The sequence below is a fragment of the Mucilaginibacter sp. P1_D10 genome, from assembly GCF_056406215.1.
This window is the reverse complement of the sequence record NZ_JBFUAP010000018.1, coordinates 19,907-33,966: the sequence shown is the minus strand read 5'-3', so window position 1 is coordinate 33,966 and position 14,060 is coordinate 19,907. Positions and strand designations below refer to the sequence as shown.

The window sequence follows — 14,060 nt, the reverse complement described above, 5'->3', positions numbered from 1 at the left end:
CGTATATTCCGCTACATTTACCCGATGGATAAAACCGAGAAACAGATATGCCTTTACAGCTCGGCCCTATTGGCCGTAATGCTGAATGCGGGTAAGCTGCTTGCCCTGCGCGAGAACGGCGTCCTGGCGCAATACTGGCATTTCAACATCACCGAGTTTGCCTACCAGGTACTGGTGCAATTTACGTTCTGCTACCTTGCGTTTTATCTTAACATAAAGCAGCACTGGCTTACTTCGCTACGCAACCAAAACAAATATCTTGCATATGTCGGCGTCAATTTTTTGATTGCATTCTTGTTCATAGCCTTTTTTGGCGGCATACAACGGCGCGTTTTTCACGACGATAGCTTTAGGCGAATATACTGGGCGGCCTACATGGCCAGGTTTGCACTGGCTGCCTTACTGACGGGTATCCTCATCAAAATCATCCTGTTGTTGCGCGCATCTAAACAACACCTGCAAGAAAATGAACGACTGAAGAATGCCTACACCATTGCAGAACTGGAGCTGTTGAAAGAGCAGTTGAACCCGCACTTTTTGTTCAACTCCTTAAGCAGCCTATCGGGTGTAGTACGCGAAAACCCGGTTATGGCGCAGCAATACATCAAGCATCTATCTAATGTGTTCCGCTACAGCCTGGAAAAGCCGCCGGGTAATTTGGTGAGCCTGGCCAATGAGCTGCAGATGGTGGCCTCCTTTGCGGAACTACTAAAGATGCGGCTGGAGGATGCCTTTTCCTTAAGAATAGATATACCGGAACTATACCTGCAATACCGCCTGCCACACCTTTCGCTGCAACCTTTGTTAGAAAACGCTGCTAAGCATAACGCAGCAACGCCGACCAGCCCGCTGAACGTAGTAATAGACATCCGTGGCGACAAATTGGCTATCAGCAACAACCTGCAGCCCGTAGCTGCCGAAAGCAGCGGCATTGGCCTGGCTAACCTAAGCGAGCGTTTCAGGATACTGATGCATCAGGAAATAGACATTCAAAAATCAACAGGAACCTTCACCGTAATGCTCCCTTTGTGCCATGGCTGAATTGAAAATAGTGATAGTAGAGGACGAAGCCGTTACGGCCCGCAACCTGGCACACCTACTGCAAAGTATAGATGACAGCATAAACATAATGGCAAGCCTTCCATCTGTAAAGGATGCGGTAAGCTGGTTTATCGCCAACAGCAATTACGACTTGATTTTTATGGACATTAGCTTGGCCGATGGCATGAGTTTCGAGATATTCAAAAAAACGGCCATTACCAAGCCGGTGATATTCGTTACCGCTTATAACGAACATGCCCTTACTGCCTTCAAAAATAACGGTATAGATTATATCCTAAAACCGTTCGACGAGCAGGAACTAACCGCCGCGCTAAGCAAATATAAAGGCCTGGTATCGCAACCGGCCGCCGGGGCAAATGCCCCCGCCGAAGTGGAACGTTTGCTGGAGCATCTGCATAAACTAAGCAACCCGTATAAACGCTCGTTCCTGGTGCATTTCCGCGAGAAGCTGATACCTGTAGAGGCGATAAAAATTGCGTGGTTTTACACCGCCAACGAGATTGTTTACGCCCGCACTGCCGACGACCGCCAATACGTTATGGATTTTACGATGGAGCAACTTGAGCAACAGTTGGACCCTCTGCAATTTTTCCGCGCCAACCGGCAATTCATCATCAATCGTACGGCTGTTGCCGAAGTTGACTTTTATTTTAACGGCCGCCTATCGATAAAAGTGCTGCCCCAGCCCGGCGAACAAATACTCGTCAGCAAAGCCCGGGTGCCCGAGTATAAGGTGTGGATGAACCAATAGCTGGCATAGCCTGGCTGCCGGATTGAAGCGGCAGGGTGTTTTATTTGCCGACAATTATTACCTTTATAGTTATAAACATCCGGCTATGAACGACCCAAACCTTTGCAAGCATCTGCAAGCCATTACCGAAGTAAAACTGAGCGACGAGCACGTTTGCGAAGAATGCATCAAAACCGGCGATACGTGGTTCCACTTGCGCACTTGTCAAACCTGCGGCGTAACCCTCTGCTGCGACCAATCGGTAAACACCCACATGACCAAGCATAACCGCGCCACGCAGCACCCGGTAATAGCATCTGCCCAGCCTGGCGAACGCTGGCTGTGGTGCTACCCCGACGAAGAATTTGTGGAGTATTGAGGCCCTGGCTGTATATTGCCCGGTTTATAAGCCGGTTTGGGGCTAAAATCGAGCGCCATCCGCTGGAAGACAGATTCATCTATTATTTCACCATCACCCATGCCTTGCAACACCGGTCGCACATAATTGCCCAGCAGGCTAAACGGCAACTTATTGGAATTGTAAACCTCATCTGCTATGTTGGGTTGTATCTTGGCCCTATCATCGATATACGCCTGCTCAAATGCCAGCCCGGTATTTTTGGCTTTGTTAATTAACCATCGCAACGCAATATCGCTAATGCCCATAGTGGGGTAACCGCCACCAATATTTGAATGTACGCCGGGGAACCACCGCTGTTCTAAAACCTGCTTAACCACCCTGCCATCGGCATTGGCGCTCTGTTTCCATAAGGTGGGGATAAAGTTTTTGCGTTGCTCATCAACCGCCAAAGCATGGTAAGCAAAATCTATCGCGCTGCTCAGTGTGGTATCGTGAAACTGGTATTTCTTTTTGTTTTGCATCACCATAAACGGTATGCCCAATGAACCTACGGTATCCCAAACGCCAATAAACTTTACGTGGGCGGCAGGTTCGGGCTGGCTGTTCCGTTGCCTGAAACTCACCGCAAGCGCATCATCGGGCTTTATTTTGGTATTGCGGTACAAATCGTAAGCCTGCTTAATGAGGTTTAAGTCGTTGTTTTTTACCAGGCCAACCTTGCGTATCATGCCCGCCAAACTGCGAGCCGTGTATGCTCCGCGGCTAAAACCGAAAAGGTATATCTCGTCGCCCTGCTCGTAGTTCCAGATGATGAATTTGTAAGCATCCAGTATATTCTCGTCGAGGCCGTAACCGGTTGCGCCATCAATTATGCGGCGCAGCTTGCTGCCGGTAGAGCCTACGCCCTGGTCGTAATACTTTATCTGCTTTACGCCCTCGCCATCTTCATTGCAAATCGCCTCGAATATCTTTTGCACGTTGGTACGCAGGTTAACCCCCTCCTCCACATCGCCGGGCTTGTTCCAGGTACCATCGCTGCAAGTAATGATGCGCTTATTGATTTTTGCCATAACTATACATTGTTAAAACGCCAGGTAATCTTTGCTTACCCATTTGCCATCCATGGCAATCTTGCACCAGTTATTTTCTTCTTTTTCAATGAATACTTCCTGCCCCTGGCTCAGCGTTCCGATTTTTGGGTAGGCGGTGCCGGGCCCGCTGCGCGCATTAAGGGTGCTTGCTTTAACGGTTGCCCTTTTTACCGGTATGGTATATTGCGCGGCAACCCATTGGCTTTGGCTGTTTGATATTTTATACCAGCCGTTGCTTTCCTGGTAAACGCGCAATATAGCGCCCAACAGCACAGGCGCACCTGCCTTGGCGGCGGCAGCATTGGGCGCAGTACGTATATTAAGGGTTGAGGCCGTAACGCAGGCATATTTCAGCAAATTGCTCGTTGGCGGTGCAGGGGCAGGCGCTGGTGCCGGCGCAGGTGTATGCCCTACGGCAGCTACCAGCGGCAGAAAGCTGGCAAGGGCATTAGCTACCTTGTTGCCGCCGAAAAAATTGGTACCGGGGCAGCTTTTATTGTTTTCTGTACCGTTGTTGCGCTTGCCGGTGGCCAGGTTAAACCAGTGGTGGTACACTACGTTGGTATCGTTCACGGCCAAACCAAAACGGGCGCAAAGCTTGGCTGTCATCCTGATGATGGTATCGCGCTGAACGGGTGTCATGGCATCGCCGCCGGTATCGAAATTGCCCAGGTTCTCTATACAAACAGCATGCGCGTTTTGCCCCAATATGCAGGCGGGGGTGCTTTCCATCGAGCGCCCCGTCATAATCGTACCATCAGGGAAAGTGGTGAACTGCTGCGCGATGTCGCTCCAGCCGTTGTGGGCTACGTGGTAATTTTTCATTCCCTGCTGCAGTTCGAAATGGTTATTGCCCTTGAACTGGCTGTATGATGGGCTGTAGGTATGGTGCTCCTGCACCGTTAAAATGGTACGTGCCACCTGCAGGCCGGCGAGCCAGGTTTCGAACTCCGCGATGGTCATCAACGTAAAGCCAAATTTTGTTTTCATAAATAAAGTTTAAGCATGCCGATGCCGGGCGGCCGCGCACGCGGGTTTTTAATAGGTTGCTTTGAAACGAGTTATAAATCTCGACAACTTGCAGGAGTACTGCAAGCGGCAAAACACGCAAACAATAAGGGTGAAAACACGGTAAAAAGCCGCAGCTGAATTGACAGATGTGGCTTTTATTGATTGGAATGCCTGTGCCAATGCCCAGGTGGGTATGTTAACTATAGTGAGAACGCTACATAACTATCGCCGGATTTGCTGCCGATTTTGCCGCCGCCGCAGGCAATTACAATGTACTGCCTGCCGGCTATCTCGTAACAGGCAGGCGTGGCGTAACCCGCTGCGGGTAATTTTGCCTGCCAAAGCACCTTACCCGTTTTTTTATCGAAGGCGCGTATCATCTCATCTTTAGTGGCGGCTATAAACACCAGCCCGCCTTTGGTAACCAACGGGCCGCCGTAGTTTTCGGTGCCGGTAATGGGTATGCCTTTTTTGGTAAGTTCGACGTATTCGCCCAGGGGTACCTTCCACAAGAGCTTCCCTGTCGACAAATCAACGGCATTCAAAGTGCCCCATGGCGGTTTTATGCCGGGGTAACCGTCTTTATCGATGAAGCGCGTGTAGCCAGCCATGGTGTATGGCGCAGGCGGCAAAGCGCTCTTTGCTGCCGTAACCGGTTCTGACCCGCCCCTGCCAGTCGGGCCGGTAGCTTCTTTCTCGGGCAGTTTAAGCAGGAAGGTCAATATTGCTTGTTTTTCTCCCTCGGGGATAGCCTTGAAAGATGGCATCATATTACGCCCGTTATCGATGATGTTTTTTGCCTGTGCCAGGGAGTATTTTTTATCGAGGTTGAGCAAAGCCGGGATAGTGCTTCCATTGCCTTTAAGGTCGGCACCGTGGCAGGCAATGCAGCGTTGGTTATACAGCGCATGCCCCGCTCCTGCCAGCGTATGGTCGTTGTTATCTGTTTTGGGTACATCTATCATCACCTGCGCCCATGGCAGTTCGCTGCTGTTGATATACATGATTTTGGTTTGCTGGTCAACTGCCGCTCCGCCCCATTCGCCGCCGCCGTCGAAACCCGGGAAAATCCAGCCGCCATCCTTACTTGGCGGACTAAACATCGCCCGGTACTTCACCTTCAGGTATTTTTCCATCATATCCTTATGGGTTGCTGGCGAAATGTCCGTTACGTCCTCCGGCCCGAATTTCTGGCGGGCAAAAGGTACGGGCAAAGTGGGTATCGGCTGCGTGGGCCATGGCTGTTCGCCGGGCAGGCCCACAGTTGGCACAGGCGTTTCGTTTATCGGGAAGATGGGGTTGCCGTTAGTACGATCGAACATAAAAATATAGCCGTGCTTGGTTATCTGGGCAACCACATCTACATCTTTCCCGTCACGGTTGATGGTCAGCAGGTTGGGGTTTGCTGGCAAATCGCGGTCCCAAAGGTCATGATGCACGAATTGATAATGCCAGATGTATTTTCCGGTCGACGCATCAAGCGCGATAAGCGAGTTGGCATAAAGGTTTTGCCCTTTGCGATTGGCACCATAGAAATCGCCGCCGATGGATCCCGTCGGAATATATACGATGCCCCGTTTTTCATCCAGCGACATCCCCGACCAGTTATTGGCCCCACCCAGGCTTTTCCACGCGTTTTTATCTTCCCAGGTTTCGTAGCCCCTTTCGCCCGGGTGCGGTATAGTATTGAAACTCCAGCGGAGCTTACCCGTCAAAGCATCGTAAGCACGTATTGGCGCGGGTGCGGCATCTTCGCTTTCAGCCACGCGAACGCCCATGATCAAAACATCTTTATAAATAATTCCCGGTGTAGTAGATGCCACGAAGGAGTGTATCTCGCGGCCAACGTTCTCCGTCATATCCAGATAGCCGCCGTGGCCAAAACCGGCTAAAGGCTGCCCGGTGACAATATCTATAGCATAAACCTTATTGCCAACATTATAAAACACGCGCTTGTTGCCACCATCGGTATCCTGCCAGTACACTACGCCGCGGTTTACCTTGTAGTAAAACATCGGGTTGAACTTAGCGGTACTGTCCAGCGATGCCGGGTCGAAAAGCCAGTTTTGCTTGCCGGTGGCGGCATCCAGGGAAAACAGCTTAAGCTTGGGCGTAGAGCCATACAGCATGCCATCAACCATAATGGGATTACACTGGTTTTGGGTGCGGTTGCCCGTATCACGGTCGTTAGAGGTGTACACCCAGGCCTGTTTAAGCCCCGAAACGTTTTGTGAGGTGATGATTTCGCTTGCCGAATACCGAGCGCCATCTTTACTACCTGCATAGGTAGCCCAGCCTTTATAATCTGCCGTTACCGGACCAGCGGAATGTTTACAGGAATAAATAGCGACCGACAATACTACTGCGGCAGATAGCAAATAAGCTTGTTTCATGAATTTATCAGGCTTGGGTAATGGTTTTGCTTTATCGGGATAAACCCAAAAGCCCGTCAAGATACAGAATTATCAGATGCAGGTTATTGCTGTTTTACAAAATAATCAATCTGTTTGCGCCAAACGTAATAGCCCGCTGCCGTTAGATGAATACCATCAGTAGTAAGGTCTTTATCAAGCATACCCCTATCATCAAGAAAGTGCGGGTACAAATCGATAAACGGCACGTTGTTTTCCATGCAAAGCTGTTTTAACTTCGCATTCCATATGGGTATCGATTTGTTGATTTGAGGCCACCGCGTAGGCAATATCGACTGGACATAAATACGTGCCGACGACCGCCTGGCCAATTGAATAGCGGTAGACATATTAGTTATGAACGTATCAAGACGCACATTAAAATTGATATCGTTGACGCCTGCTTCCATGAAAATTTTTTTGGGGTGATGCGTCAACACTATTTTAAAACGCTCAAGGATAAATGCCGATTGCGAGCCGCTGACGCCGACATTCCTGACAGTATCGCTTTTAAATTCTCTGCGCACCGGGAAACCTGCGGTAAGGCTGGTGCCTATAAAAACATTGGCAAGCGTGTCGTTGGGCCTACGTAAAAAGTCGTTCCATCTGTCTGCTTCAATATGCGCCGGGTGGAAATACCGCCGGTTATAATAAATCTGTTTGCCTACAAAAAACAGCGCAAAAAGCAGGTTGATAAAAAGAGAGATTTTGAGCAGGAAAGGCTTGTATTTAATCATTGAACTTTAAGCAGTGGCCCGCGGATTAGGCTAATCGAGGCAATATACGCATAAAAATAAAATGGAGAGATGGATGATGCTGCACCTGTTGGAAAGGATTAGTAGCCGAGGCATAATAAAAATGCAGAAGCAAAGTTTTGGTGTAATAGTACTATGAAAATATCATTCGATTTAGATGATACCATAATTCCCGGAAGCAAGGTATTCGAAACAGAACGGCAAACCCTATTCCAAAAGCTGTTGGGTGTAGAACGGATAAGGAAAGGGACTGTTGCTCTTTTTAAAACACTAAGGAAACAAGGGCATTCAGTCGGCATATACACAACATCGCACAGGTCGTACAGCAGGGTTAAACTCCTTTTTTTACTGAACGGTTTCTCTATCGATTTTGTAATCAATCAAAAGCGGCATTCGCTAAAGCTAAGTGGCAGCGGTATCCATTGCTCAAAGTATCCAAAAGCTTTTGATATCGACCTGCATATCGATGACTCAAGAGGAGTTGAAATGGAAGGGCAGCGATACGGATTTAAGACACTCATCATAGGGGAAGACCAACTGGAATGGGTTAGCTGTGTACTTAATAAACTAAACTCCCACCACGACCGAACTACGGCTAAATAAAAAGCCTCCCATTTTCATGAGAGGCTTTAGATTCCCCAAAGGCAAGTTACTGCTTTCTTTGTATTATTCTTTTTTCTTTAAAGAGGCAAGGAACGTGAGCAGATCCGCGAATTCTTGTTTTGACATTGTTTGATTCAGGCCGGCCGGCATCATTGAGGCCGACACCTTTTTTATTTGCTTAACATCAGCCGTTTTAATTTTCTGAACAGAGCCTCCTGGGTACTTCAATTCGATATCTGTCTCTGTCCGGCTCGAAATGATCCCCATCAGGGTCGAGCCATCTTTCATAATAAGCTGTGAGGTCTCATATCCAAAATTAATACCTGCAGAGGGGTTAACAATAGCATCAAATAACCCTTCCTTTGGTAACTTGGCGCCTATTTCTGATAAGTTAGGCCCAAATTCAAAACCGGCTTTATTAGCTTTATGGCATACCGAACAGGTTCTGAGGAAAACGGCATTTCCTTTCAGCGCATTCCCCTTTAAAGCCAGTATGGCAGTAAGATTGGCAGACGGCACCTTGGTTTTTGCAATTTTGGCAACAGCGGTTTTGGGTAAAAAGGCTTTTGCTTTGTCCAGCGTGCTTTTTCTGAGTGTTCCGCTCAAGCCTGCAACAGCTGGTGTAATTAAACTCTGCGGTAATTTTTTCCCCTCAAGCATTGCCAGAACGCGGTCTTCCCCATTTTGACTTTTACCCAGCGCTTGCACCGCTTTTTGACGAGTGGATACACTGTACTGATCTGATAAAATCACCTTTGACAGGATCGCTATTGATTCATCGTTGCCTATTGCACCAAGTACTGATAAAACATTGGACGCTGCATTTTGATCTTTACCTTTAATAGCATTCAGGAAACGAACGTCTTCATTCGCTTTAAGTAATAGCCTGGCCGCGTCGGCCCCTATTCCTCCGCTCTGATATCCTCCGCTACTCTGAACACCTTTGCTTTTTACCAGATCCATCAATTTATCGGCTTCGGTAGTAATATTATACTGCTTTACCATATCAACAAAATCCTGTGTTCCCGTGTACGAATTTAAAACCAGTTGAACCTGTTGCTGAGATACAGGCGAATCTGATATATCCTGAGGGTTTAAGGACTTCAACAGCATTGCACTTAATTGCAAATCTTTACCATTATTTTCTTCTAATAATTTCACCAAAGCTTTGGATCTATCGGGCTGTGGATAAAAGTCAAAAGCTCTCAAATACCTCAAACGGGATTTTAACGGAACACTTGCATCTTTAGCCAGCGTTACCAGGTACGGAAGGGCAATATTTGTACGGGCCCGCCACACCATATCTCTGCCTCCGGCTGTTGATAAAGGATCCGGTACTACTTTGAGGTAGGCTGCAAAGAATTGACCCCATTGCTTGTCGGCCCCTATACCCAGCGCCTCTAAATACCATTTGTCGTTGCCGGTATGTTTGGCTGCAAGTGCCGCCCATATCGTCGCAGCTTCCGGTTCATTCCGATGCCGTAACGCAATCGCACAATCGCGCCTTACCTGTGCGTCTGCATCATTTACTAAAGCTGCTGCAAGTTTAAGCACATCGGTATTTACTTCTCTTGCCGCCCTCAGCCCGGTTATCCTTAAATCGGGGTTAGGATCGTTGATGGCTTCGGAAAGGTATTTTGCGGCCTTTGTTGATTTTGAAAGCACCCATAGGGCCCGGGCACGCATACGGGGATTGGGCGATGCTGACCATAACTTTTCCAGCTCTGGTATTGCTGATTCTCCCATGCCTGTTAAGGCAATGAAAGCATGCCTGCGAACGCCGAGATTTGGATTTTGCAGGGCAATCACTGCACCCTTCGGTGTGGTATAATCCTGTTCAGGTATTTTATAGGTGGCTTTCATACTTTCGGGAACAACCCGGTATATGCGGCCACGCTGAAGATCGCCCACCCGGTGCCCGCCAACGCCGGGATCATACCAGTCGGCTACAATTAAAGAACCATCCGGAGCTGTGCAGACATCTGCCGGGCGAAACCATTGGTCCCTATCGCCATTAAGCATGTTGACGATACCGGCAGTATATCCCGCGCCGGCTTTTTGAACAGGATAGGCCCGGACAACATTATGTCCCGGTTCGGCATGGATCATCCCATTTTGAAACTGCTGCGGTAACAGCGTCCCTTCATAAATAACCATCCCGGTAGGGGAGCCGGAACCTGTTTGTAACAGATTGGGGATAACACCCGGATCATTTTGATGCCAGTGACGCAGCGGGATCGAATCTTCCATGTTAATGCGTTTAGCACTCCAGCCCGCCCAGGTTATTTCATCCGTGTAGCCATAATTTCCGTATTCCATCACGTAATTTATCCGTACGCCTTTATTCCCGTCATCATCATTATCACTTTGCCATATATTGCCATAACTATCTACGGCCGATTCGTATTCGTTTCTGAAATTATGGCCCAGGCATTCCACATGCGTACCGTCCGGGTCGCAACGGAACAGCATTCCTTCTTTGTATTTTTTTGGTCCTATCTCATCACCATCCTGATCAAGCACCACCTCATTATTTTTATCTCTGAGGGTTTTACCTGCATTCCCAAAATTGAAATAGAGTTTACCATCCGGGCCAAATGCAAAACTGTGCATCCCATGATCATGTTGTTCACCGCCTATCCCCTGGAATAGTATTTCTTTTCGGTCGGCTTTACCATCATTATTGTCGTCATAAAAAGCCCAAACATAGGGGCTTTGCGATATCAATACCCGGTTACCCAATACGCATACGCCTAAAGGTGCATTAACCTCGGGGCCCTGATAAAACACCGTGCTTGTTTCCAAACTTCCGTCTCCATCCTTATCTTCTAAAATCAGGATCCGGTCACCTGCCTCTTTAGGTTTGTTGTGATTGATTTCAAACCTGTAATTATAGGCCTCCGTTACCCAAACCCTTCCTTTTTCATCCACGTCGATATTGGTAGGATTGATCAGCATGGGCTCGGTTGCCATGGTTTCAACATGCAGGCCAGGCGCCATGTCGAGCCCCTTCAAGCCATTTTTAGCCAAATGTTTTTGTGCTTCGGTAAGCGGCGTATCAATCGTGGCTAAATTATACGATGCGTGTTTTTCAGGAATATTGGTAAAGGCGCCGAATACTATTAACAAAGGAATCGCCGCCACTGATCCACTTATTAATAAAAAACGTTTTCTTTTATTGTTGTCCATTCTATGTTTTCTTTTATTGTTGTTTGTTTTTATTATAAAATACTCATTTCCTTCCTTTTGCCTAAATGAAACTATCAGCTTCGCGATAGGCTTTGATCAAAGCAAGCTCGCCTGCTTTACCGGCACCCGCATTGCCGTGTTCCATGCCTACCACTCCTTTGTATCCTTTATCATAAATAAGTTTGAATATGTTTTTGTAATTAATCTCGCCGGTACCGGGTTCGTTGCGGCCGGGATTATCGCCAACCTGGTAATAACCTATTTCATCATAAACCCAATTAAGTGTAGGGATAATGTTGCCCTGGTTGCGTTGTATGTGGTACATATCGTACAAGATTTTGCAAGATGGACTACCGACTGCTTTACAAATAGCATAAGCTTGATCGGGTGTACGTAAAAAAAGGTCGGGGTTGTCGCTGAGGGGTTCCAGCACCATCATCAGGCCATGGGGTTCAATAATGGCTGTTCCTTTTTTGATAGCTTCAATTACATTGCCTGTTTGTACACCAATGGGCAGGTTGCGCACAAAATCTCCGGGAACAACGGTATACTGTTTACAATTGGTCCGTTTTGCCACTTCCACGGCTTCTTTACAGCTGGCAATAAACTTATCGATGTATTCCGCCTTTCCTGATGCTAACAGGTTGGTATCATTACCTAAACCAGGTTGTACAAAAACGCCCATGGTCATGCCCAACCTGGCAAGTGTATCTCCAATCTTTTTCTGCTGATCAACAGGTCGGCCACCCATCCAGTTATCTTCTATACCGCGAAATCCCTGCTCGTAAGCAAATTTAATTTGATCAATAAAATCGCCGCCCGCATGGTTTTTAAACATGCCATCGTGAATACCATAATTTAAATTAAAAGGTTTGCCGCTATCAGCATGCGCGGTCTTGGCATTTGCTGAATTTGATTTTAAAAATCCGGTTGTTAATATTGATGCACCTGCCAGTACGGAGTTTTGAACAAAGTTTCTGCGTTTCATAGAACTTATTTTTATTTCAATTGGTTAGGTTTTATTTTAATTGGTTGGGTTTATTTTACATTATCAGGCTAATTATCCTGGTTTTAGATAACTATCGCGTATAGTGAAATTCTGACTGTACTACTAGGTTCAATAATCGCTGATTCGCCGATCCAGCTTTTACTCATACTGCAAATATATCAGCAGTTTAAAATGGAAACTTTACATCAGCAGACTTTTTATTGTTAGAAACAGAGATGTTCTCATATTTCAATTGATAGTTTAATATTGATTATCAAATGTATTAAGTTACAAGGATTTTTTCACAGTTTAAGACTTATATTAGTTTAAAACAAGACATCTAGAATGTGTTGCAGGTTGGATTTAGACTAAAATATATCTTTTTTTGTCAAATAAGCAACACTTAATCTGTTACTTTTGAGATTAAAGTTTCTTCGCAATATAAACCACTAAGTATTAAAAATGCTTAACCGTATATTACTTTAATAAGTTATGATCAAAAAATCGTTACGGCCTAACCTATCGCTTTTGAATATCGATTATGTAAAGTTGGATAGAAAATGGAATTATAGAAATATAATCAGTCCGTATCATAGAATATATTACATAGATGAGGGAGAAGGGGAATTATCTGATCCGGAAAAAAGTTTAAAACTGGAGCCCGTATATTTGTATATAATACCACATTTATACCTTATGTAATTTAGTTTGCCCGGAATACCTTAGTCAATATTTTGTGCAGTTCTTCGAAGAATCTCCCGAAGGTGATTCTATATTTCAGGCTAACCTGTCAATCCTAAAGGTAAGAGCCAATGAACTTGATGTTATACACTTCCAACGTTTAATTGAAATTAATCCCGGAAGAGGGATCAACCGTTCTGATAATCCGCAGGTATATGAAAAGAATATCTATTATAACGAATATCAACAACTTAACAATAGTCAGAACTTATCGTGTTTTTAGAAACGCAGGGTCTTTTACTTTTATTAATATCCCGGTTTACGCTTCCGGAAGTTTACAATAAAAACGATATTCAGCAAATACCCATAAAAATATTAGACGCAATGCGCTTTATAACGGTAAACCTACATCAGCCCCTATCTGTTAATTCTTTATCAGATAGAGCTAACCAAAATTCCGAATATTTCTCTCGATTGTTTGAGCAACATACAGGTACCAGGCCGTTGGCCTATATTATAGAAAAACGTATTGAACGTGCGCAACATATTATCGCCACGAGTCATGCGCCATGTTCTGAAATTGCAGAATTAACGGGCTTTAAAAGCCTTTCTAACTTTTCCCGAACATTTAAAAAAATCACCACAATGTCGCCTCGACAATACCGCCAAAGTTTCCGCCACTATTAATTTTTAGTTTATGAATACAAATTGTTACCTGTTTCAATTTCTATGGGGCGTGATGGGTAGAGTGCTGCGTTTCTGTGATTCATATTTAAGGTTTTATGCAAGGCAGTGAGGATTTGCGAGCCAAATGGTGACACAACTTTGTCAGTACCCTAAAAATGCGTGTTGTTGATGTGTTGCAAATGCACTGCAACGTGTTTCACAAAAATAGAAATTTGTTATTTTACTGATAATGAGCAATTAGTATGCTTTATAGATAAAATTTCCAGACGTAATTTCGCAACAGGCAATAATTAAAAATCTGATATACAGATAGTTGCAATTTTTTCTTATAGAGAACGTACATTTTTTGCAACACCTGCATTTGCTGAAGAACACTGCATAAAAAAAGCCTCCCATTTTCATGAGAGGCTTCCGGGTAAATGATGGGGCTCGAACCCACGACCCTCGGTACCACAAACCGATGCTCTAACCAACTGAGCTACATCTACCGT

The 14,060-nt window shown here is 46.0% G+C and carries 11 protein-coding genes and 1 tRNA gene; 5 read left to right on the top strand and 7 right to left on the bottom strand.

Annotated elements, in window-relative coordinates; genetic code table 11:
* Positions 1–24: 24 nt before the first annotated feature.
* The 3 genes from AC1DYT_RS22505 to AC1DYT_RS22495 all read left to right on the top strand — a co-directional run bounded on the left by AC1DYT_RS22505 (position 25) and on the right by AC1DYT_RS22495 (position 2,171).
* On the top strand, positions 25–1,041 hold the full coding sequence (locus tag AC1DYT_RS22505; protein ID WP_477471765.1) for a sensor histidine kinase: 1,017 nt from the start codon (positions 25–27) through the stop codon (positions 1,039–1,041).
* The gene (locus AC1DYT_RS22500; protein WP_477471764.1) at positions 1,034–1,813 is read left to right on the top strand and encodes a LytR/AlgR family response regulator transcription factor; all 780 of its coding nucleotides are present in this window, start codon (positions 1,034–1,036) and stop codon (positions 1,811–1,813) included. The genes AC1DYT_RS22505 and AC1DYT_RS22500 overlap by 8 nt, the downstream gene beginning before the upstream one ends.
* 85 nt (positions 1,814–1,898) lie before the next feature.
* On the top strand, positions 1,899–2,171 hold the full coding sequence (locus tag AC1DYT_RS22495) for a UBP-type zinc finger domain-containing protein (protein WP_477458277.1): 273 nt from the start codon (positions 1,899–1,901) through the stop codon (positions 2,169–2,171).
* Here the strand turns inward: AC1DYT_RS22495 and AC1DYT_RS22490 are convergent.
* The 4 genes from AC1DYT_RS22490 to AC1DYT_RS22475 form a co-directional block, all read right to left on the bottom strand.
* Positions 2,141–3,223 carry a DUF2235 domain-containing protein gene (locus AC1DYT_RS22490; RefSeq protein ID WP_477471763.1) on the bottom strand — a complete coding sequence of 361 codons (1,083 nt, stop codon included), beginning with the start codon at positions 3,221–3,223 and terminating at the stop codon, positions 2,141–2,143. The two genes, AC1DYT_RS22495 and AC1DYT_RS22490, sit on opposite strands and share 31 nt — an antisense overlap.
* A 12-nt stretch (positions 3,224–3,235) precedes the next feature.
* Positions 3,236–4,234, bottom strand: a complete 999-nt coding sequence (locus tag AC1DYT_RS22485) for an SH3 domain-containing protein (protein WP_477471762.1) — start codon at positions 4,232–4,234, stop codon at positions 3,236–3,238.
* Between the two features lie 221 nt (positions 4,235–4,455).
* Complete coding sequence (locus AC1DYT_RS22480) at positions 4,456–6,648, bottom strand: outer membrane protein assembly factor BamB family protein (RefSeq protein WP_477471761.1); 2,193 nt, start codon at positions 6,646–6,648, stop codon at positions 4,456–4,458.
* A gap of 83 nt (positions 6,649–6,731) precedes the next feature.
* Entirely contained in the window at positions 6,732–7,403 is a 672-nt protein-coding gene (locus AC1DYT_RS22475; RefSeq protein WP_477471760.1) for a GDSL-type esterase/lipase family protein, read from the bottom strand.
* 153 nt (positions 7,404–7,556) lie between these two features.
* On the opposite strand from AC1DYT_RS22475, the gene AC1DYT_RS22470 reads away from it, so the two are divergent.
* A complete protein-coding gene (locus AC1DYT_RS22470; RefSeq protein ID WP_477471759.1) occupies positions 7,557–8,024 on the top strand; it encodes a hypothetical protein in 468 nt (155 codons plus the stop codon).
* 63 nt (positions 8,025–8,087) lie between these two features.
* Here the strand turns inward: AC1DYT_RS22470 and AC1DYT_RS22465 are convergent, their stop codons facing one another.
* Positions 8,088–11,213: a PVC-type heme-binding CxxCH protein gene (locus tag AC1DYT_RS22465; RefSeq protein WP_477471758.1), complete on the bottom strand. Its 3,126-nt coding sequence runs from the start codon at positions 11,211–11,213 to the stop codon at positions 8,088–8,090.
* A gap of 61 nt (positions 11,214–11,274) precedes the next feature.
* Positions 11,275–12,201 carry a hydroxypyruvate isomerase family protein gene (locus AC1DYT_RS22460; RefSeq protein WP_477471757.1) on the bottom strand — a complete coding sequence of 309 codons (927 nt, stop codon included), beginning with the start codon at positions 12,199–12,201 and terminating at the stop codon, positions 11,275–11,277.
* Between the two features lie 954 nt (positions 12,202–13,155).
* Here AC1DYT_RS22460 and AC1DYT_RS22455 point away from each other — a divergent pair.
* A complete protein-coding gene (locus AC1DYT_RS22455) occupies positions 13,156–13,569 on the top strand; it encodes a helix-turn-helix domain-containing protein (RefSeq protein ID WP_477471756.1) in 414 nt (137 codons plus the stop codon).
* Positions 13,570–13,983: 414 nt separating this feature from the next.
* Here AC1DYT_RS22455 and AC1DYT_RS22450 read toward each other — a convergent pair.
* Positions 13,984–14,057: transfer RNA gene (locus AC1DYT_RS22450), tRNA-His, on the bottom strand.
* Between the last annotated feature and the right edge of the window lie 3 nt (positions 14,058–14,060).

Excerpts from the sequence above, each read along its gene's own strand:
- AC1DYT_RS22505 (WP_477471765.1), top strand. The coding sequence starts at position 25 with ATGGATAAAACCGAGAAACAGATATGCCTTTACAGCTCGGCCCTATTG.
- AC1DYT_RS22500 (WP_477471764.1), top strand. The coding sequence starts at position 1,034 with ATGGCTGAATTGAAAATAGTGATAGTAGAGGACGAAGCCGTTACGGCC.
- AC1DYT_RS22495 (WP_477458277.1), top strand. The coding sequence starts at position 1,899 with ATGAACGACCCAAACCTTTGCAAGCATCTGCAAGCCATTACCGAAGTA.
- AC1DYT_RS22490 (WP_477471763.1), bottom strand. The coding sequence starts at position 3,223 with ATGGCAAAAATCAATAAGCGCATCATTACTTGCAGCGATGGTACCTGG.
- AC1DYT_RS22485 (WP_477471762.1), bottom strand. The coding sequence starts at position 4,234 with ATGAAAACAAAATTTGGCTTTACGTTGATGACCATCGCGGAGTTCGAA.
- AC1DYT_RS22480 (WP_477471761.1), bottom strand. The coding sequence starts at position 6,648 with ATGAAACAAGCTTATTTGCTATCTGCCGCAGTAGTATTGTCGGTCGCT.
- AC1DYT_RS22475 (WP_477471760.1), bottom strand. The coding sequence starts at position 7,403 with ATGATTAAATACAAGCCTTTCCTGCTCAAAATCTCTCTTTTTATCAAC.
- AC1DYT_RS22470 (WP_477471759.1), top strand. The coding sequence starts at position 7,557 with ATGAAAATATCATTCGATTTAGATGATACCATAATTCCCGGAAGCAAG.
- AC1DYT_RS22465 (WP_477471758.1), bottom strand. The coding sequence starts at position 11,213 with ATGGACAACAATAAAAGAAAACGTTTTTTATTAATAAGTGGATCAGTG.
- AC1DYT_RS22460 (WP_477471757.1), bottom strand. The coding sequence starts at position 12,201 with ATGAAACGCAGAAACTTTGTTCAAAACTCCGTACTGGCAGGTGCATCA.